This window comes from Acidovorax sp. 69, from assembly GCF_002797445.1.
Lineage (GTDB): Bacteria > Pseudomonadota > Gammaproteobacteria > Burkholderiales > Burkholderiaceae_C > Acidovorax.
In genome coordinates, this window is sequence record NZ_PGEP01000001.1 from 3,032,621 (window position 1) to 3,050,747 (window position 18,127).

Consider the following 18,127-nt stretch of genomic DNA (forward strand, 5'->3'; position numbering starts at 1 on the left):
GCGGTCTACCAGAAACCCAAGCCCGCGCGGGTGTACTGAAAGCATAGCAGCGGGTGGTTGCATTTAATAACAAATAGCCCTTTTCCGCTGACCGGCTTCGCACCCATCCTCACATGGATAAAGCCTCCACACAGCCTGTGTGCCGCGTTTGAATTGGAGAGCTAGCTCCATTTCAGCCCCCTGCCATCCGCAGAAAAAATGCTACCGTCGCCCAGAGCCACAACCCCCTGTGTGCCCCCGCTTTGAAACGACGAATTGATGCCTCTCTTCCGAAAGAAAGAAACCGACCCCGCCCACATCCCACCGCCGGGCCTGCCGCTGTTGGCGCTTGAATTGCGGGCCCCCTGGGAGTTTGGCGCGGTGCTGCCAGCATGGCCCGTGTTGCAACGTGCCCCGCTTGGTGACGGGCATTCGGTCATCGTTTTTCCCGGGCTCACGGCGGGCGACGCCACCACCGTGCCGCTGCGCCGCTACCTGGAATCGCGCAACTACGACACCCTGGGCTGGGGTCAGGGCCTGAACCTGGGCCCGCGCGAGGGCGTGCTGGAAAACGCCAAGCGCCAGTTGCAAGCCGCCTGCGACGCCAGCGGCAGCAAGGTCAGCCTGGTGGGCTGGAGCCTGGGTGGTATCTACGCCCGTGAGCTGGCCAAGGAAATGCCTGACCTTGTGCGTTGTGTGGTGACACTGGGCACACCCTTTGCCGGCCCCCACACATCCACCAACGCCTGGCGCATCTACCAGTTTGCCAGCGGCCGCAGCATTGAACGGGAGACCGAGAACTACAACCTGCCCGAAGCCCCCCCCGTGCCCACTACCAGCATCTACTCACGCACTGACGGCGTCGTGGCCTGGCGTGGCAGCTTCCAGGCCCCCGCCCCGCACAATCCGCACACCGAAAACATCGAAGTGGTGGCCAGCCATTTCGGCATCGGACTGAACCCCAGCGCCTGGTGGGCCGTGGCCGACCGACTGGGCCAGCCGCAAGGCCCCGGGGTGGTGTGGCAACCCTTCCAGCGCCCCAAGCTGCCTGGACTGCACCTGGTGTACCCCGATCCGCACCGCTGAAACCTGGGGCGAGCGGGGTCGCGCACCAGCCTGGTCCACAAAAAAGCACGCAGAAGGGACCACCCTCTACGCGCTTCTCTTTTGATAGCTACCAGCGCTTTATCTGTCTGCGCTAGCGGCTGTTTTCATCATATTCTGGCTGCCGCTCTGCACGCCTCGGCTCAGAAGCTCTCCCATTCTTCGTCGTTTCCGCCCCCACCCTTGGCCTGTGCTGGCGCTGCGGGTTTGCTGGCCGCAGGGGCTGCGCTGGCTTTGGGGGCTGTCAGGCTGGCCTGGGGTTTGGTGGTCGGCTTTTTGCCGTTGCCTAGGCTGCTGGCGCCGCCACTTTTGCCCGCCGTGCTGCGTGGGGCACTGTAGGCCGGGGCCGGGATCGGGGCCCTGTGGCTGGCTGGGGGGGCGCTGCGGGTGGCGTTCGCATCGAGTTTGAACACGGCCACGGCGTTGACCAGTTCTCCTGCCTGCGCGTTCAGTGCGCTGGCGGCTGCGGCCATTTCTTCTACCAAGGCCGCGTTTTGTTGGGTGGCCTGGTCCATCTGTGTGACGGCTTCTCCCACTTGGCCTACGCCTGCGCTTTGTTCGCTGCTGGCGGCGCTGATTTCTCCCATGATGTCGGTCACGCGCCGGATGGCGTTGACGACTTCTGTCATGGTCGCTCCGGCTTTGTCTACCAGTTGGGTGCCTTGTTCCACGCGCTCTACGCTGTCGGTGATCAGGGTCTTGATTTCCTTGGCCGCTTCTGCGCTGCGCCCGGCCAGGCTGCGCACTTCTCCGGCCACCACGGCAAAGCCTCTGCCTTGTTCGCCTGCCCGCGCAGCTTCCACTGCCGCGTTCAGCGCCAGGATGTTGGTCTGGAACGCGATGCCGTCGATCACGCTGATGATGTCGGCAATCTTGTTGCTACTGGTGTTGATGCCTTTCATGGTCTCCACCACTTCGGCGACAACGTCGCCGCCTTGCACCGCTACGGTGGAGGCGCTCACGGCCAGTTGGTTGGCGGCCCCCGTGCGTTGTCGGCGTTCTGGCGCACTGTGGAGCCCAGTTCTTCCATCGAGGCGGCCGTTTCTTCCAGTGCGCTCGCTTGTTGCTCTGTGCGCGCCGACAGGTCGTTGTTGCCCGACGCTATCTGTGAGCTGGCTGACGCCACACCCTCCGCGTTGCTGCGCACCCCCGACACCACCCGCGCCAGATTGGCCCGCATATCGCCCAAGGCCGCAAGCAACTGGCCCATCTCGTCTTTGCCACCGGCCGGTACCTCGGTAGCAAGGTCACCCCCCGCAATCGCCCGGGCCGCCTGCACCGCATGGTGCGCAGGCCCGGTCACAGCACGGGTAATGCCCATTCCAAGGATTGCGGCGAGCACCACACACAGCGCCAACGTGCCCAGCACCCAGATACGGGCCATGGTGAAGACCTGTTGCGCCTCGGCATTCGCCTGCAGAGCGGCGTCGGCGTTGATTTTCTGCAGCTCGCCCAATGTCTCGGCCGTGGCCACGAAGGCCCCCTCGGATTCACCCGCATACAGCATATTCACCGCATCGGCCGTGAGTTCCAGGGTCTCTGCCGTGCTGAAATCCACGCCCTTGGTGATGTCCGCCAGTTTGTTCTGGAGCGCCACATAAGCGGCCTTGCGTGTCTTGTAGGTCTGAAAGACCTCACGCTCCTTGGGCATGTCGATGAGTGTTTCATACATGGCCTCGACGCGGTCCAGGTCTTTGTGGCGCAACGCCACTTGCTCAGCAAACGCCTTGACCTCTGCCGCGCTGCGCGCGGTGACCATGCCGGCCTCGGCCCGGCGCATGCGATTGAGCAACACCCGCAGCTCCCCCGTCTGCGTCACACTGGGCAGCAGGTTGGTCGCAATCTCTTCGGCATTGGCGTGAATGCGCGACATCTGCACCAGCGCAATGGCGCCCAGCAGCATGGTCAACAACACCACCACCAAAAAGCCGGCCCCCAACTTGATGCCGATGCGTAGATCAGAAATCTTCATGATGAATCACCCCCCGAAAAATCGTGCGAGGGACCTGCGCCCCACAGAATGGCCCCCAGCGGCGCGGCCATGTAACAAAATGCAGTCTAGCAGTGCAACTCCTCACATCGCGCAGACCGCCGCCTCATTGCAAACCACCAGGCCATAAAAAAAGCGCGCTCCCATCCGGGTAGCGCGCTTTTATTTTGATAGCGTCTCGTGCTTTAAGCACGGGCACTAGCGGCCATTTCAGGCCTGCGATTTCTGGTAGTTCGCGATGCCATCCGTGATTTCCTTCTTGGCGGCGTCCAGGCCTTCCCAGCCCAGCACCTTGACCCACTTGCCCTTTTCCAGGTCCTTGTAATGCTCAAAGAAGTGGGCAATGGCATTGCGGCGCATGGCGTTCACATCGTCGATGGTCTTCCAGTGGTCGTACATGGGCAAGATCTTGGAGGTGGGCACGGCAATCACCTTGCCGTCCACACCGGCCTCGTCTTCCATCATCAGGATGCCCAGCGGGCGGCAGGTCACGACCACACCGGGGTGCAGAGGGTAAGGCGTGATCACCAGCACATCCACCGGGTCGCCGTCGCCCGACAGCGTCTGTGGCACGTAACCGTAGTTGGTGGGGTAGTGCATGGCCGTGGTCATGAAACGGTCCACAAAAATGGCGCCCGATTCCTTGTCCACTTCGTACTTGATCGGGTCGGCGTTCATCGGGATTTCGATGACGACGTTGAAGCTGTCGGGGACGTTCTTGCCTGGGGGGACGTTGTTGAGGGACATGTCTTTGGATAGTGGTTTGAAACGATAACCCGCGATGCACTTGGCGCTGATGCAGCGCAATGAAGCGTCGGGATTAACCCTGATTTTAGGCGCACGCCCCTTTCTGCCCGCTTGCAAACCACCGTTTGCCTGTAAATTGGGCCCGTTGGCCAATCGACTCCTGCCGCGAAAGCCCGGGGAGCACGAGGAAGCAACGCAGCGGAAGCACCACCGACCTGCGTTGTGTTTCCTTCCGTGCAACTGAATTTTCAAGGAGTGACGAATGGCTGGAAATACAGCGCTGACTGCCCCTCTGATACTGGCTCTTGTTTGCGGATTGATTGCGGTGGCCTATGGCATCTGGGCCCGGGGATGGATTCTTGCCAAAGACCCCGGCAACGCCCGCATGCAGGAAATCGCCGCCGCCATACAGGCCGGTGCCGCCGCCTACCTCGCCCGCCAATACAAGACCATCGCCATCGTCGGCGTGGTGCTGGCGGTTCTTATCGGCATCTTTCTCGACGGCACCACGGCCGTGGGCTTTGTGGTGGGCGCGGTGCTCTCGGGTGCCTGCGGCTTCATCGGCATGAACGTGTCGGTGCGGGCCAACGTGCGTACGGCCCAGGCGGCCACGCAAGGCATTGGCCCCGCGCTCGATGTCGCATTTCGGGGCGGCGCCATTACTGGCATGCTGGTGGTGGGCCTGGGCCTGCTGGGCGTTACGGGCTTTTACTGGTTTCTGGCGGGCAATGGCAACCTCACGCCTACCGCCAACCTGGCCGCGCTGCTCAACCCACTGATCGGGTTTGCGTTCGGTTCATCGCTGATTTCCATCTTTGCGCGCCTGGGCGGCGGCATCTTCACCAAGGGCGCCGACGTGGGTGCTGACCTGGTGGGCAAGGTCGAGGCCGGCATCCCCGAGGACGACCCCCGCAACCCCGCTGTGATCGCCGACAACGTGGGCGACAACGTGGGCGATTGCGCCGGCATGGCGGCCGACCTGTTCGAGACCTATGCCGTCACGCTGATCGCCACCATGGTGCTGGGCGCATTGCTCATCGCCACTGCACCAGTCAACGCTGCGGTGTATCCGCTGGCTTTGGGGGCAGTGTCCATCGTGGCATCCATCATCGGTTGCTTCTTCGTCAAGGCATCGCCGGGCATGAAGAACGTGATGCCCGCGCTTTACAAGGGCCTGGCCATCGCCGGGGTGCTGTCGCTGGTCGCTTTCTACTTCGTCACGCTGTGGATCATGCCGGACAACGCGGTCACCGCCACCGGTAGCCAGATCCGGCTGTTTGGTGCGTGCGCTACGGGGCTGGTGCTCACCGCCGTGCTGGTGTGGATCACCGAGTTCTACACCGGCACGCAGTATTCACCCGTGCAGCACATTGCACAGGCGTCCACCACGGGCCACGGCACCAACATCATTGCGGGCCTGGGCGTCTCCATGCGGTCCACGGCCTGGCCTGTGGTGTTTGTCTGCACCGCGATCATCGTTTCGTACGGCCTCGCGGGCTTGTACGGCATCGCAGTGGCAGCCACCGCCATGCTGAGCATGGCCGGTATCGTGGTGGCACTGGACGCCTATGGCCCCATCACCGACAACGCAGGCGGCATCGCCGAAATGGCCGAGCTACCCAGTAGCGTGCGCGACATCACCGACCCACTGGACGCTGTGGGTAACACCACCAAGGCCGTGACCAAGGGCTATGCCATCGGTTCGGCGGGGCTGGCTGCGTTGGTGCTGTTTGCCGACTACACCCACAAGCTTGAAAGCTATGGCAAAGCCATCAGCTTTGATCTGTCGGACCCCCTGGTCATCGTGGGCCTTTTTATTGGTGGCCTGATTCCCTATCTGTTTGGCGCCATGGCCATGGAAGCCGTGGGCCGTGCCGCAGGGGCCGTGGTGGTGGAAGTGCGCCGCCAGTTCAGCACCATCCCCGGCATCATGGACGGCACAGGCAAGCCGGAATACGGCAAGGCCGTTGACATGCTGACCACCGCTGCCATCAAGGAGATGGTGGTACCCAGCCTGCTGCCTGTGGTAGCCCCGATTGTGGTGGGCCTGCTGCTAGGTCCCAAAGCCCTTGGCGGGCTGCTGATGGGCACCATCGTCACCGGCCTGTTTGTGGCCATCTCCATGTGCACCGGCGGCGGTGCCTGGGACAACGCCAAAAAGTACATCGAAGACGGTCACCATGGCGGCAAGGGCAGCGATGCGCACAAGGCCGCCGTGACGGGCGACACCGTGGGCGACCCCTACAAAGACACCGCCGGCCCTGCCATCAACCCCCTGATCAAGATCATCAACATCGTGGCGTTGCTCATCGTGCCGCTGGTGGTCAAGTTCCACGGGGGATAAGACCGTCGGAATGCATGAATACAAAGGGGCTTCGGCCCCTTTTTGCTGCGTGCCATCGCGGGCACAGGTGTCCCTCGGAAAAGATGGGGTTGAAACGTGTTGCGCCGTCTGCCAACGCACCCGCCGCAAACAGCACCACGTGGTTGCACCAGAGCGTCGCCCGCAACCCACCCCGCTGGCCTTGGGCCCCTGGCAATGGGTCCAACTGCTGGCGACAAACCTGTGATTGCGCCACAGACCGTGGTGGAGGAAACCCGGGACGCCGTGGCCTCAGCCGCCATGCGCTACAGCGTGGACAACCGGTGTGAATTGCGCCTGAATCGGGAGCATCCAGCGCTTTCTACACAAGCGTTGGTGGCGCCACAGAAGACCTCACCACCGATCTGGGGCCTCTGCGGGGACTCATTCATGCGTTGTGTCTAGTGCCACGGGTAGTCAAATACTGCGGCGGGTGATACCCTGAAGCTGTTACCTCCAAGGCTTGGCAGGATTTCTTCGGATTTGTCAGGGCCTTAGCCCGCTCAGGCGGGCTTTTTTCATGGGGCCAGCGTGGTGGGTTTTCTACGCGGCACCATCCACCAAGGGCAGCACCAGCACCACGCGCAAGCCCCCCAGGTCGGCGGGCTCCAGTTCCAGCCGCCCCCCATACAAAACCGCCAGGTCCTGCACGATGGCCAGGCCCAGACCCGAGCCAGGCACCGACTCATCCAGCCGAACGCCACGCTCCACTGCGTGAGCGCGCTGGGTCGCCCCGATACCGGGGCCGTCATCTTCCACCTTGATCCAGATCTGGCCGGGTTGCCCACTTGCCTCATGCGCCTGTGCCTGCAACCGCACCGTGGTCCGCGCCCATTTGCAGGCGTTGTCCAGCAGGTTGCCCAGCATTTCCTGCAGGTCTTGCGACTCTCCCGCAAAAAGCAGAGGGGCCTCTGGCAACGCGAGGGTGATGTCCACGCCGCGCCCGGCATGCACCTTGTTCATCACCCGCACCAAGCCCGCCACCACGGGCTCCAGCGGCGTTCGCTGCCCGGGCAGGTGGGCTGAGGCCGCCACGCGAGACCGCGCGAGGTGCCAGTCGATGTGCCGACGTGCCACCTGGACCTGCTCACGCACCAAGGTGGCTAGCTCAGTCACCCCATCACGGCCTGCCTGCGCACAAGCAGCTTGCTCCAGCACCGTGAGCGGTGTTTTCAACGCGTGCGCCAGGTTGCCCGCCTGGGTGCGTGCACGCTCCACCACATCGGCATTGCGGCCCAGCACGGCGTTGAAATCATCCACCAACGGCTGCACCTCGTCGGGGAATGCGCCCGAGATCTGTGTGGCACGCGCCTGCCGCACATCCTGAAGGCCACGCTGCAGCGCCTTCAAAGGCTTGAGCCCCACCGCCACCTGGGCCCAGGCGGCCGCAGCGAGCAACGCCAGCAACACCGCCAGCGACAACGACAGAACGCGCGTGAACTGGGCAATGGCCGCCTGCGTGCCTTGCAAATCGGCCGCAACGATAAGGCGCCAGCGGGCAGCATCCGCACCCGCAGCGCGCACCGTGCGCTCCAGCACGAGCAAAGGAGCACCCTGTGGGCCTGCGACCTCATGCGCATGCACCGCGCCGTCCGCTAACGCGTCCACCTGCAAAGCCAGACTGGCGTCCCACAAGGAGCGCGAGCGCAATACCCCTAACCGGCCCTGCCCATCGGGTGCCATGGCATCCACTTGCCAATACAGCCCCGAATAGGGTGTGAGCCAGCGCGGGTCGGACAACGCCTGTGCAGCAATCACCGGCTGCCCCAGGGCATCAAAATCCAGGCGCGCTGTGACCTGGTCGAGTTGCAGCATGAGCGCCGCCTCGAACTGCCGCTGCACATGCTCGCGAAAAAAGCCACTGAGCACCACACCGGCCAGCACCATGGCCACCGCCACTCCCGCCAATGTCACGGCCAGCAGCCGAAACCGCAATGACCGCAACCAGCGAACTAGCGCGGCAGGCAGAAGTGGGCCACTCATGGTGGCACCAGGCGGTAGCCCATGCCACGCACGGTTTCGATGCGTGCAGGGTGGTCCGCAGAAGACTGCAGCTTTTTGCGCAGGCGCCCCACAAACACTTCGATGGTGTTGGAGTCCCGGTCAAAGTCCTGCGCGTAGATGTGTTCGGTCAGTTCCGTGCGCGAGACCAGCACGCCGGGCCGATGCATGAAGTAGGCCAACACCTTGTACTCATGCGACGTGAGCATCACTGGCTGACCCGCGCAGGTCACGCGGCCACTGCGGGTGTCCAGCAACAGGTCGCCGCACTGCAGCACCGCCGACGCCTGGCCGCTCGCACGGCGGATCAGCGCGCGCAGGCGCGCCAGCAGTTCTTCCAGGTGAAACGGCTTGGTGAGGTAGTCATCGGCTCCCGCATCAATGCCCGCCACCTTCTCATGCCAGTTGTCGCGCGCAGTGAGGATCAGTACCGGCATGTTGCGGCCCTGGCCGCGCCAGCGCTTGAGCACCGTGAGCCCATCCACCATCGGCAGGCCGAGGTCCAGCACCACGGCATCCACCGTCTCGGTGTCGCCCAGGAACTGCGCGTCGTGGCCATTGTCGGCTTCGTCCACGGTGTAGCCCGCCTCTTGCAGGGCGGTACGCAATTGGGTGCGCAGCAGCGCGTCGTCTTCGACCAGGAGGATGCGCATGAATGGGTCAGTTACGGCGCCGATCTTGGCGACCTTCGCTACTTGGGTTTCTATCTTCGCGTGATTTGATGCGCAGCACCTCCGCAGTGCGCGCATCGAGCTTGACCTTGGTCAACTGCCCGGCGGGGGTCAGCAGCTTGATCTCGTAGACCCACATGCCCCGCTCCTGCTCCAGCTCCACGTCAAGCACCTGGCCCGGCACCTCGCTCTGCAGGCGCTGCAGAACGACAGGCAGTGGCAGCACCTGCCCAGCTTGTACGGCCTGCCGGGCGCGGTCGTGATCGTCCTTGCCACCGGCGAATGCCGACACCGCCGCAGCCCACAGCACACACGCCAGCACCACGCGGCGCATGGCGGGGCGACTTGGCGGCGTGCGGCAGGTCATGAAGGACATGGGGAGATTGTCCTGCGGGATTTCTGAATGGCGGATGAACAGCCCTTTCACGCACCGTTCAGGCAGGGATTTCCACAATGACCACCAACGACCACACAGAGAGCCCCTGGCTCCACCTCGCAAGGACACCACGATGACAAAATTTTTCACCCTGGCCATGGCAGCGCTGTGCACCTTGGCAACCAGCAGCCACAGTCAGGCAGCAGACACCACCGCAGCCCAGCAACTCGCGCATTGGAACGCACAGGCAGGCAGCCCGGGCCAAGCAGACAAAGGCAAGGTCTTCTTTACCTCCCGCCACGGTGGTGAATGGTCATGCGCCTCGTGCCACGGTACGCCGCCTACCGCCCAGGGCAAACATGCCAGCACCGGCAAATCAATCGCGCCCCTGGCCCCTGCCTTCAACCCCAAGGCGTTCACCGACACCGCCAAGGTGGACAAGTGGTTCCGCCGCAACTGCAACGACGTGCTGAGCCGCGAATGCACGGCCGTTGAGAAGGCCGATGTGCTGGCCTACCTCAACGCTCTCAAACCCTGAAGCCCATCGCATCATGAAAAAGACCGCCTCCCTCCGCCCCGCCGCCATGGCCACCATGGCTGCCGCCGTCTGCATGGTGGTGCTCTCCAGCGCCCATGCAGACAGCGGGCGCGCCATGCCTCGCAACATGCCCAGCGCCTACACGCAGGAATGCGCCGCGTGCCACACGGCCTATCCGCCCGGCCTGCTGCCCGCTGCGTCCTGGAACCGCGTGATGACGGGCCTGGACAAACACTACGGCACCGATGCCTCGCTGGACGCCACCACCGTGCGCCAGCTCAATCAGTGGCTGCAGGCCCACGCAGGCACCTACAAGCGCGTGAACGAAGAGCCGCCCGAGGACCGCCTCACCCGCTCAGCCTGGTTTGAACGCAAGCACCGAAAAATCGAGCCCGCCACCTGGAAGCTCGCGAGCGTGAAAAGCGCAGCCAACTGCGCGGCCTGCCACACGGGCGCGGACCAGGGGCAGTTTGACGAACACAACCTGCGCATGCCAGCGGGGCTGGATGCCCGATCGCGCCGTGCCTGGAACGACTGATAGCGACAAAAAAACCTCTGGCGTCCCCCCAAGGAGAACACGATGAACAACACCCCCTCCCTCCACCCCGCCAGCGCCACCACAGCGCCACCAGCCCCGTCAAAGGCCCCCAGCCGCCGGGTGACCGACGCACCCACGCGCATGTTCCACTGGCTGTTTGCACTGTGCTTTGTGGGCGCTTACGCCACGGCCGATGGTGAACACTGGAGGCTGCTGCACGTCACGCTGGGCTACACCATGGCAGGCCTGCTGGGCTTTCGCTTGCTGTACGGCATCTTGGGGCCGCGCACCTCGGGCCTGGGCCTGCTGTGGCGCAAGCTGGGGGGGGCGCCGGCCTGGCTACGCACCCTGCCCTCAACCACATCGATCACACAGATCCCCTGGCGCCAAGGCCAGAACCTGCTGATGGCGCTGGCCATTGTGTTGCTGCTGGCGCTGGTGGTGCCGCTCACACTCAGCGGCTATGCCACTTACAACGACTGGGGTGACGCCCTGGGTGGCGACTGGATGGAAGAAGTGCATGAGTTCTTTGGAAACGCGCTGCTCTTTGTGGTGCTGGCCCACGTCGCGCTGATTGCAGGCCTGAGCGTGCTGCGCCGCAAGAACCAGGCACTGCCCATGCTGACGGGCCGGGTCGAAGGCAAGGGGCCGGACCTGGTCCCCAAAAACCGCACGTGGCTGGCGGCCCTGCTGCTGATCGCGGCGCTGGCCTTCGGTGCCTGGCAATGGCAGCAATCACCCAGCGGCTGGATCGCCAGCGGCGCATCTGCAGAGCGCAGCCGGCACCACGATGACGACTGAGCCACGGCAACACCACCGAAGGAACCCATCCCATGAAAATCTATATGTGTGCCCTCTGCGGCTGGATCTATGACGAAGCCGCGGGTCTGCCCGACGACGGGATAGCGCCAGGCACCCGCTGGACCGATGTCCCCGACGGCTGGCGCTGCCCCGAGTGCAATGTGGGCAAGGCGGACTTTGTGATGTGCGAGGTGTGATGGAGGGAGACCGGGTGTGGCGCCCTGCTCTGCGTCAGGGGTGCAGACACCCGTGCGCGGTATAACCACTGCGCCCCTCCGTGCAACGCTGCCCGACGTCCCACATGCCAACCACCGACTCTCCCACCGGCCTCGACCCTGCAATAGCCGCTCAACGCCTGCGTGAAGAAGGCCCCAACGAACTGGGCATCAGCCAGCGCCGCACGCTGCGTGACATGGCCTGGGACGTGGTGCGCGAGCCCATGTTCTTGCTGCTGCTGGGTGCAGGCGGCATCTACCTGGCGATGGGCGATGCGCACGAGGCGCTGATCCTGCTGGGCTTTGTGGTGATCATCATGGCCATCACCGTGCTGCAAGAACGCCGCACTGACAACGCGCTGAACGCCCTGCGCGACCTCTCCAGCCCCAGAGCGCTGGCGCTGCGAGGAGGAACCGCCGTGCGCATCCCTGGCCGCGAGGTGGTGCGCGAAGACCTGCTGATGATTGCCGAGGGCGACCGCATACCCGCCGACGGCACGCTGCTACAGGCGCACGAGTTGGCCAACAACGAATCGATGCTGACGGGCGAGTCCGAGCCCGTGGCCAAGCAACCCGGGGACCAGGTGTTTGCAGGCACGCTGGTGGTCAGCGGCCAGGGCTTGGTGCAAGTGACCGTCGTGGGGCGCCACACCGAACTTGGGCGTATTGGCCAGTCCCTCGACACCATTGCACTGCAAGCCTCCCCGCTGCGTGAAGAGATGGCACGGCTCACCCACAAACTGGTGCTCATCGGCTTGTCGCTGTGCGCGCTGCTGGTGGCCCTGTTCTGGGCGCTGCGCGGCGACTGGCTGCAGGCCGTGCTGGCGGGCATCACGCTGGCCATGGGTATCCTGCCGCAAGAGCTGCCCGTGATCATGATCATCTTCCTGGCCTTGGCGGCGCGGCGGCTGGCGGCGCAGCAAGTGCTGACGCGGCGACTCAACGCCATCGAGACGCTGGGACAGACCACCGTGCTGTGCGTGGACAAGACCGGCACCCTCACACAAAACCGCATGGCGGTGGCGGCGCTGTGCATTGCAGGTGAGGAGCTGGATGTACAGAGCCTGCCAGTCGCCTGCGGCGGCACGGCGCTGCCAGAAGCCTTTCACGAACTGCTGGAATACGCCGTGCTGGCCAGCGAGATCGAACCGCACGACCCCATGGAACAGGCCTTTCACCGCATGGCGGCAGACCACCTGGTGGACACCGAGCACCTGCACCCCGCGTGGTCGCTGGCTCGGGAATACGAGCTATCCCCCCAGCTGCTGGCCATGAGCCACCTGTGGCGAGACGGCACCTCTGCGCACGACACTGTGGCCACCAAGGGCGCCCCCGAAGCCGTGGCCGACCTCTGCCACCTGCCCGACGCCAAACGCGCCGCCGTGAGCGCCCAGGCCGCCCGCCTGGCCGACCGAGGCCTGCGGGTGCTGGGCGTGGCCAAGGCCCGGCACCGCGCGCAAGATACCTGGCCTGACATTCAGCACGCCTTTGACTTTGAATGGCTGGGGCTGGTAGCCCTGGCCGATCCGCTGCGCCCCGAGGTGCCCCAGGCCATTGCGCAATGCCGCCGGGCAGGCATCCGCGTGGTCATGATCACGGGCGACCACCCCCGCACTGCTCGCGCCATCGCGGCCCAGGCGGGCATATCACACGACAGTGTGGTCACCGGCGATGAGCTGGCCCCCATGCCACCGCAGATGCTGGCCGACAAGGTCCAACAGGCCAGCGTATTTGCGCGCATCAAACCGCACCAGAAGCTGGCGCTGGTCGAAGCCCTCAAAACCCAGGGCGAGGTGGTGGCCATGACGGGCGACGGCGTGAACGACGCCCCTGCCCTCAAGGCCGCCCACATTGGTATCGCCATGGGCCAGCGGGGCACCGACGTGGCGCGTGAAGCCGCAGCACTGGTGCTGCTGCACGACGATTTCGCGGCCATCGTGCAAGCCATCCATCGGGGACGCCAGACCTTTGCCAACTTGCGCCAGGCCATGGTCTACACGCTGGCAGTGCACATTCCCATCGTGGGCCTGGCAGTGCTGCCGGTGCTGTTTGGGCTGCCGTTGGTGCTGGCGCCGCTGCACATCGCATTTCTGGAGCTGGTCATCGACCCGGCCTGCTCCATCGTCTTCGAGGCCGAGGAAGGCGCGGCCGACCTCATGCTACAACCGCCACGCGGGGCTGACGAGCCTCTGCTAGGTGCCCGCCATATCCTGCTGAGCCTGGCGCAGGGCGGTGTGGTCACCGCCGCCGTGGTGGGCTTGTATGCGTGGTTGCTGAATCAGGCCGCACATGCCGCCACAGCCAGCACCGCCGCTTTTGTGGTGCTGGTGACTGCCAACGCCGCGCTCATCCTGCCCAGCCGAAGCAGCCGCGCCGGGTGGCGCAGCCTGTGGGCAGGCCTTACCCCCGTCAGCCTGTGGGTACTGGGCGGCACACTGGCAGCATTGACCGCCATCACCACCGTGCCTTGGCTTGCCGGCATGTTCAAATTTGCGCCACTGTCGCCTGCTCAGTGGCTGACCGCCATGGGTACCGGGCTGGCGCTGGTGGTGGTGTTTCAGGGCAACAAGCGCTGGATGGGCGCTTCCGCTCCGCCTCGCGGCCTCTAGAACTCTGCCGAAATCGCCACCCGCAACAACGTTGCGGCGGGCTCTACCAACTCTTGCAGTTGCCCGGCCCGATCCTGCTCGATGGATTGCAGCACCATCTCATTGATCCCGCCCACCACCGCCATGGCCATCATGGGCTGAAGCGGTGCTTTGCGCCTGCGCTCTCCGGGGCGGTTGTTCACCAGGTCCAGCATCAGGTCGGCCAACTGCTGGTTCGCACGGCGGCGCGCGGCCAGGCCCGGCGTGCCCAGGCCCAGGATGTCGATGAACAGAGTGCGCAGCAATACCGGGTTGCGCGCCAGCACACCAAAGTAGGCGGCCATGGCCTGCTCCACCTGGTTTTGCCACTCGCTGTGCGGGTCGATAGCCGCGCGCAGCACAGCAATCGCGTTGCCGCTGGCTGCCTCGTACAACGCCGTCAGGCATTCGGCCTTGTCCGCGAAGTTTTCGTAGAACGTGCGGCGCGACACGCTGGCCTCGCGCACGATGTCGGCAATGGTGGTGTCGGCATAGCCCTTGGCTGCCACGGTGCGGGCCATGCCTTCGAGCAGGCGGGCCCGATGTTCAGTGCCGGTGACAGGGGCGGAAGCTTCGGTCATGGATTGCGCTCAAGGCAGAAATTTGGACAAGGTACTTGACAGTACCATAGTTGATCTGCATCATGCAAAGCCATCGGTACTACAACGTACCAAACCCCTTGCCCCACGAAACCCGCTCCCGGAGATCGTCCATGACCGAACTTGTCGTCCGCCGATTGCTGATTGACCTGGAGACGCCTATTGCGCGCCACTGGTGTGGTGGCGATGCGTTTCGCACCGCGTTCTTCAATGCGCTGTCGATGAGCTTTCCCGTGGGCGAGCAATTTTTCATCGACGCCGTGCGTGATGGGCACAAGGCCATGCCACCCGAGCAGCACGCCCGGTTCGCCGACGAAGTGCGCGGCTTCATCGGGCAAGAGGCCACACACCGCCGCATCCACGCACTGTTCAACGGCCACCTCGAAAAGCAGGGCCTCACCAACGACTGGGCGCCGCGCGCGGCCGAGCGCATGAAGCTCTTCGCCAACGCCGACCCGCGCCACCCACTGGCAGTCACCGCCGCCAACGAACACTTCACAGCCCTGCTGGCCGAATGGCTGCTGGCCCACCCCGAGGCCGTACAAGGTGCCGAACCCCGACTGGCCACGATGTGGCAATGGCACTGCGCCGAAGAAGCCGAGCACAAAAGCACGGCCTTTGACCTCTACCAGGCCCTGGGCGGCAACCACGACTGGCGCATCACCTGGTTTCGCCGCATCACGCTGGTGTTCCTCTCCGATGCGCTGCGCCAAACGGTACTGAACCTGCGCCGCGATGGCACGCTGTGGAAGTGGAGCACCTGGGCCAGCGCCGCCCGCACGCTGCTGGGCAAGGGCGGCCTGGTGCGCGAAAGCTGGAAACCCTGGCGTGAATACCTTCGGCGTGACTTTCATCCGACCCAACACGGCACCGGCCTGTCAGAGCGCTGGCTGGCCGAGCACAGCGATGCCTACACCCCCGTGGGCGCACGCTGAGTCACGGCTTTTGCTTTTTGCGAATGACATCTTTGACCTGCCCGCCCGGTGCTGCTAAAACCCGTCTGAATCGCCCTGCCCTTTTGTCCTTTTGCCTTTTCCTTTTGCGCCTTCTGCCCCCGCCAAGGCAAAAAGGCGCAGACACCCACGAGCTGAACCATGACCCTCACTCCACCGCACCGGCGCCATCGTCGGGCAGGCGAAGCATTGCTGCGCCTGCTCGCCACAGCCCCCCTGGCCCTGCTGCCTGCGCTGACACAGGCGGCGCCCCTGGCATTCGACGCTGCGCTACAGCAGTTGCAGCAGCGCTCCGATCAACTGGCCGCGTCGCGGTCTGCCGTAGAAACCGCCCAACTGCGCCGAGATGCCATGCAGCGCCTGGGCGGCCCAGTGGTCAACCTCAGCGGTGCGGCCTACACCTACAACGCCAACCTGGACGTGGACCTGAACCCGCTGAACCGGGCGCTGCCCGGCGTACTCTCTCAGCTGCCCCCGGCGCTGGCAGGCTCTCTGGCCCAACTGCCGCACCTGCCCTCCAGCTACACGCTGAACCGCAGCCAATCGGACACCACGGCCTCCGTGTCGGCCATCTGGCCCATCTACATGGGTGGCGCTAGCCAGGCAGCTCGCGGTCTGCTGGATGCCCAGACGCAAGAGGCCGAGGCGGATGCCGCCAAGACCGGCCACGAAGCCACCACCATGCTGGTACAGCGCTACTTTGGCGCCCAGCTGGCCCAACGTGCCGCAGTGCTGCGCGAATCTGCACTGGCCACCATCGAACAGCACGATGCAGCCGCGCAGAAGATGCTGGATGCGGGGGTGATTGCCCGCGTAGAGCGCCTGCAGGCCCGCTCAGCACTCGAAGAAGCCCGCCGCAACGCCCGCAAGGCCCGCGACGATGCCGACCTGGCCGCTACCGCGCTGACCCGCACGCTCAAGGCCACAGAAGCCGTCACCCCCACCAGCCCGCTGTTTGTGCTGAGCCAGCCCGTCGAACCCCTGCCCCACTTTATTGACACCGCGTTGGCCCGCCACCCGGGTCTCGACAAGGTAGCCGCAAAAAAAGAACAGGCCACACAACTGCACGCGGCGCAGGAGGCATTGCGCAAGCCCCAGCTGTTTGCCTTTGGCCAACGCCAGCTCAAGACCGGCAAGGAGGCCGACTGGGTGGCCGGCGTAGGCGTACGCTGGACGCTGTGGGACTCCATCGACCGCAACGCGCTTGCCGAATCCTCCAACCGCCAGATTGAACAGGCCGAACGCACCGGGGCCCAGGCGCAAAGCGACATCGCCCTGCTGGTCGAAAAGCGCTGGTTGGCGCTGGAACAAGCCAGGCGCCAGTATTTCGCGCTGGCCCCCGGCCTGGAACTGGCCGACGAAGTGCTGCGCCTGCGTACCTCAGGCCTGCGTGCTGGCACCAGCACCACGCTCGATCTGATCGACGCCCAGGTCAATCAGGCCAAGGCGCAAACCGAACGCACCCAGGCCGCGCACGACTACGTAAAGGCCCTGGCCGATCTGCTGGAAAGCTGCGGGCTCTCGGAAGAGTTTGGCAAATACATGGCACGCGCCGATGCGACGCGGGTCGAATGAAGGTGAAATGAACATGAGCAACAACAGTAATAGCAGCCATAGCAGCAAAAAAACAGCCGTGATCGGCACCGTGGCCCTGGTCGCCGTGGCGGGCTTCGTGGGCTTTGGTCTGTGGAAGGCTTCGCAGCCCGCGCCCGAAGTGTTCCAGGGCCAGATCGAGGCCCAGGAGGCCGACATCGCACCCAAGGTCACCGCCCGCATTGCGCAGATTCTGGTCAAGGAAGGCGACCAGATTGCCGTGGGTGCGCCCCTGATCCGCATGGACAGCCCCGAGGTCAAGGCCAAGCTCGCCCAGGCCACGGCCGCCCAGGAGGCCGCGCAGGCCGTGGCCGACAAGGCCCAGCATGGCGCGCGCCCACAAGAAATCGAAATGGCCCGCTTGAACTGGCAGCGTGCCGTGGCGGCGGCCGACCTGGCCGAATCATCGTTCAAGCGCGTGGACGGACTGGCCCGTGAAGGTCTGGTGGCGGCGCAAAAACGCGACGAAGCCGAGGCCAACCACAAGGCATCGCGCGACCAGGCCCTGGCTGCCAAGGCGCAGTACGACCTGGCCCGTGCCGGCGCCCGCACCGAAGACCGCTCGGCCGCCAGCGCCCAGGCGCGTCAGGTGGCAGGCGTGGTGGCCGAGGTCGAAGCCGCCCAGGCCGAGACCGAACTCAAGAGCCCCGTGGCCGGCGAAGTGGCCAAAGTCCTGGCCCGCACCGGCGAGCTGTCGCCCCAAGGGGTGGCCGTGGTCACCGTCGTGGATCTCAAGGACCAATGGGTGGTTTTGAACGTGCGCGAAGACCGCCTGCAACGCTTTGCGATCGGCAGCGAATTCGACGCCACGCTGCCCGCGCTGGGCCACAAGGCGGTCAAGTTCAAGGTCTATCACACGGCCGCGCTGCCCGACTTTGCCACCTGGCGCGCCACCCGCGCAGGCCAGGGCTTTGACGCCCGCACCTTCGAGGTCCGTGCGCGCCCGGCCGCGCCCATCGAGGGAGCCCGCCCCGGCATGACGGTGCTGGTGCAGTGATTGCATGCGCCCCATGGAAATTTGAATCAAAAGTGC

General features: G+C 64.8%; 15 protein-coding genes and 1 pseudogene. 10 read left to right on the forward strand and 6 right to left on the reverse strand.

Features of this window, described 5'->3' with window-relative positions; all coding sequences use genetic code 11:
* Positions 1–258: 258 nt before the first annotated feature.
* Positions 259–1,065 (forward strand): alpha/beta fold hydrolase, encoded by an 807-nt coding sequence (locus CLU85_RS13875; protein ID WP_100410767.1) that lies wholly within the window; start codon positions 259–261, stop codon positions 1,063–1,065.
* A gap of 161 nt (positions 1,066–1,226) precedes the next feature.
* Here CLU85_RS13875 and CLU85_RS13880 read toward each other — a convergent pair.
* Together CLU85_RS13880 and ppa are read right to left on the reverse strand one after the other, a co-directional pair.
* Positions 1,227–3,055, reverse strand: a pseudogene (locus tag CLU85_RS13880) (methyl-accepting chemotaxis protein).
* A 228-nt stretch (positions 3,056–3,283) separates the two neighbouring features.
* Positions 3,284–3,820, reverse strand: a complete 537-nt coding sequence (gene ppa, locus CLU85_RS13885) for an inorganic diphosphatase (protein ID WP_100410768.1) — start codon at positions 3,818–3,820, stop codon at positions 3,284–3,286.
* A 262-nt stretch (positions 3,821–4,082) separates the two neighbouring features.
* Here ppa and CLU85_RS13890 point away from each other — a divergent pair, with 262 nt between their 5' ends.
* Positions 4,083–6,164 carry a sodium-translocating pyrophosphatase gene (locus CLU85_RS13890; RefSeq protein ID WP_100410769.1) on the forward strand — a complete coding sequence of 694 codons (2,082 nt, stop codon included), beginning with the start codon at positions 4,083–4,085 and terminating at the stop codon, positions 6,162–6,164.
* A gap of 561 nt (positions 6,165–6,725) precedes the next feature.
* On the opposite strand, the gene CLU85_RS13895 is transcribed toward CLU85_RS13890, so the two are convergent.
* The 3 genes from CLU85_RS13895 to CLU85_RS13905 are packed head-to-tail and all read right to left on the reverse strand — an operon-like array spanning position 6,726 to position 9,230.
* The gene (locus CLU85_RS13895) at positions 6,726–8,165 is read right to left on the reverse strand and encodes a sensor histidine kinase (protein WP_100410770.1); all 1,440 of its coding nucleotides are present in this window, start codon (positions 8,163–8,165) and stop codon (positions 6,726–6,728) included.
* Positions 8,162–8,836, reverse strand: coding sequence for a response regulator transcription factor (locus CLU85_RS13900; RefSeq protein WP_100410771.1), 675 nt, complete (start codon positions 8,834–8,836; stop codon positions 8,162–8,164). The genes CLU85_RS13895 and CLU85_RS13900 overlap by 4 nt, the downstream gene beginning before the upstream one ends.
* A 7-nt stretch (positions 8,837–8,843) precedes the next feature.
* The gene (locus CLU85_RS13905) at positions 8,844–9,230 is read right to left on the reverse strand and encodes a PepSY domain-containing protein (protein ID WP_198509193.1); all 387 of its coding nucleotides are present in this window, start codon (positions 9,228–9,230) and stop codon (positions 8,844–8,846) included.
* Between the two features lie 133 nt (positions 9,231–9,363).
* Here CLU85_RS13905 and CLU85_RS13910 point away from each other — a divergent pair, with 133 nt between their 5' ends.
* The 5 genes from CLU85_RS13910 to CLU85_RS13930 all read left to right on the forward strand — a co-directional run bounded on the left by CLU85_RS13910 (position 9,364) and on the right by CLU85_RS13930 (position 13,931).
* On the forward strand, positions 9,364–9,768 hold the full coding sequence (locus CLU85_RS13910; protein WP_100410772.1) for a DUF1924 domain-containing protein: 405 nt from the start codon (positions 9,364–9,366) through the stop codon (positions 9,766–9,768).
* Between the two features lie 13 nt (positions 9,769–9,781).
* Entirely contained in the window at positions 9,782–10,306 is a 525-nt protein-coding gene (locus CLU85_RS13915) for a diheme cytochrome c (RefSeq protein WP_100410773.1), read from the forward strand.
* A 42-nt stretch (positions 10,307–10,348) separates the two neighbouring features.
* Complete coding sequence (locus CLU85_RS13920) at positions 10,349–11,107, forward strand: cytochrome b/b6 domain-containing protein (RefSeq protein WP_100410774.1); 759 nt, start codon at positions 10,349–10,351, stop codon at positions 11,105–11,107.
* Between the two features lie 32 nt (positions 11,108–11,139).
* The gene (locus CLU85_RS13925; RefSeq protein ID WP_100410775.1) at positions 11,140–11,304 is read left to right on the forward strand and encodes a rubredoxin; all 165 of its coding nucleotides are present in this window, start codon (positions 11,140–11,142) and stop codon (positions 11,302–11,304) included.
* A gap of 104 nt (positions 11,305–11,408) precedes the next feature.
* The gene (locus CLU85_RS13930) at positions 11,409–13,931 is read left to right on the forward strand and encodes a cation-translocating P-type ATPase (protein WP_100410776.1); all 2,523 of its coding nucleotides are present in this window, start codon (positions 11,409–11,411) and stop codon (positions 13,929–13,931) included.
* On the opposite strand, the gene CLU85_RS13935 is transcribed toward CLU85_RS13930, so the two are convergent.
* Entirely contained in the window at positions 13,928–14,530 is a 603-nt protein-coding gene (locus tag CLU85_RS13935) for a TetR/AcrR family transcriptional regulator (RefSeq protein ID WP_100410777.1), read from the reverse strand. The two genes, CLU85_RS13930 and CLU85_RS13935, sit on opposite strands and share 4 nt — an antisense overlap.
* Before the next feature lie 131 nt (positions 14,531–14,661).
* Between CLU85_RS13935 and CLU85_RS13940 the strand changes: the two genes are divergently transcribed.
* From CLU85_RS13940 to CLU85_RS13950, 3 genes are all read left to right on the forward strand, one after another.
* Positions 14,662–15,483: a metal-dependent hydrolase gene (locus CLU85_RS13940; protein ID WP_100410778.1), complete on the forward strand. Its 822-nt coding sequence runs from the start codon at positions 14,662–14,664 to the stop codon at positions 15,481–15,483.
* Between the two features lie 159 nt (positions 15,484–15,642).
* A complete protein-coding gene (locus CLU85_RS13945; RefSeq protein ID WP_100410779.1) occupies positions 15,643–17,076 on the forward strand; it encodes a TolC family protein in 1,434 nt (477 codons plus the stop codon).
* 13 nt (positions 17,077–17,089) lie between these two features.
* Complete coding sequence (locus CLU85_RS13950) at positions 17,090–18,091, forward strand: HlyD family secretion protein (RefSeq protein WP_198509194.1); 1,002 nt, start codon at positions 17,090–17,092, stop codon at positions 18,089–18,091.
* The last annotated feature ends 36 nt before the right edge of the window (positions 18,092–18,127 follow it).

What these genes read in the sequence shown, in the direction of transcription:
- CLU85_RS13875 (WP_100410767.1), top strand. Translation starts at nt 259, where the DNA reads ATGCCTCTCTTCCGAAAGAAAGAAACCGACCCCGCCCACATCCCACCG.
- ppa (WP_100410768.1), bottom strand. Translation starts at nt 3,820, where the DNA reads ATGTCCCTCAACAACGTCCCCCCAGGCAAGAACGTCCCCGACAGCTTC.
- CLU85_RS13890 (WP_100410769.1), top strand. Translation starts at nt 4,083, where the DNA reads ATGGCTGGAAATACAGCGCTGACTGCCCCTCTGATACTGGCTCTTGTT.
- CLU85_RS13895 (WP_100410770.1), bottom strand. Translation starts at nt 8,165, where the DNA reads ATGAGTGGCCCACTTCTGCCTGCCGCGCTAGTTCGCTGGTTGCGGTCA.
- CLU85_RS13900 (WP_100410771.1), bottom strand. Translation starts at nt 8,836, where the DNA reads ATGCGCATCCTCCTGGTCGAAGACGACGCGCTGCTGCGCACCCAATTG.
- CLU85_RS13905 (WP_198509193.1), bottom strand. Translation starts at nt 9,230, where the DNA reads ATGTCCTTCATGACCTGCCGCACGCCGCCAAGTCGCCCCGCCATGCGC.
- CLU85_RS13910 (WP_100410772.1), top strand. Translation starts at nt 9,364, where the DNA reads ATGACAAAATTTTTCACCCTGGCCATGGCAGCGCTGTGCACCTTGGCA.
- CLU85_RS13915 (WP_100410773.1), top strand. Translation starts at nt 9,782, where the DNA reads ATGAAAAAGACCGCCTCCCTCCGCCCCGCCGCCATGGCCACCATGGCT.
- CLU85_RS13920 (WP_100410774.1), top strand. Translation starts at nt 10,349, where the DNA reads ATGAACAACACCCCCTCCCTCCACCCCGCCAGCGCCACCACAGCGCCA.
- CLU85_RS13925 (WP_100410775.1), top strand. Translation starts at nt 11,140, where the DNA reads ATGAAAATCTATATGTGTGCCCTCTGCGGCTGGATCTATGACGAAGCC.
- CLU85_RS13930 (WP_100410776.1), top strand. Translation starts at nt 11,409, where the DNA reads ATGCCAACCACCGACTCTCCCACCGGCCTCGACCCTGCAATAGCCGCT.
- CLU85_RS13935 (WP_100410777.1), bottom strand. Translation starts at nt 14,530, where the DNA reads ATGACCGAAGCTTCCGCCCCTGTCACCGGCACTGAACATCGGGCCCGC.
- CLU85_RS13940 (WP_100410778.1), top strand. Translation starts at nt 14,662, where the DNA reads ATGACCGAACTTGTCGTCCGCCGATTGCTGATTGACCTGGAGACGCCT.
- CLU85_RS13945 (WP_100410779.1), top strand. Translation starts at nt 15,643, where the DNA reads ATGACCCTCACTCCACCGCACCGGCGCCATCGTCGGGCAGGCGAAGCA.
- CLU85_RS13950 (WP_198509194.1), top strand. Translation starts at nt 17,090, where the DNA reads ATGAGCAACAACAGTAATAGCAGCCATAGCAGCAAAAAAACAGCCGTG.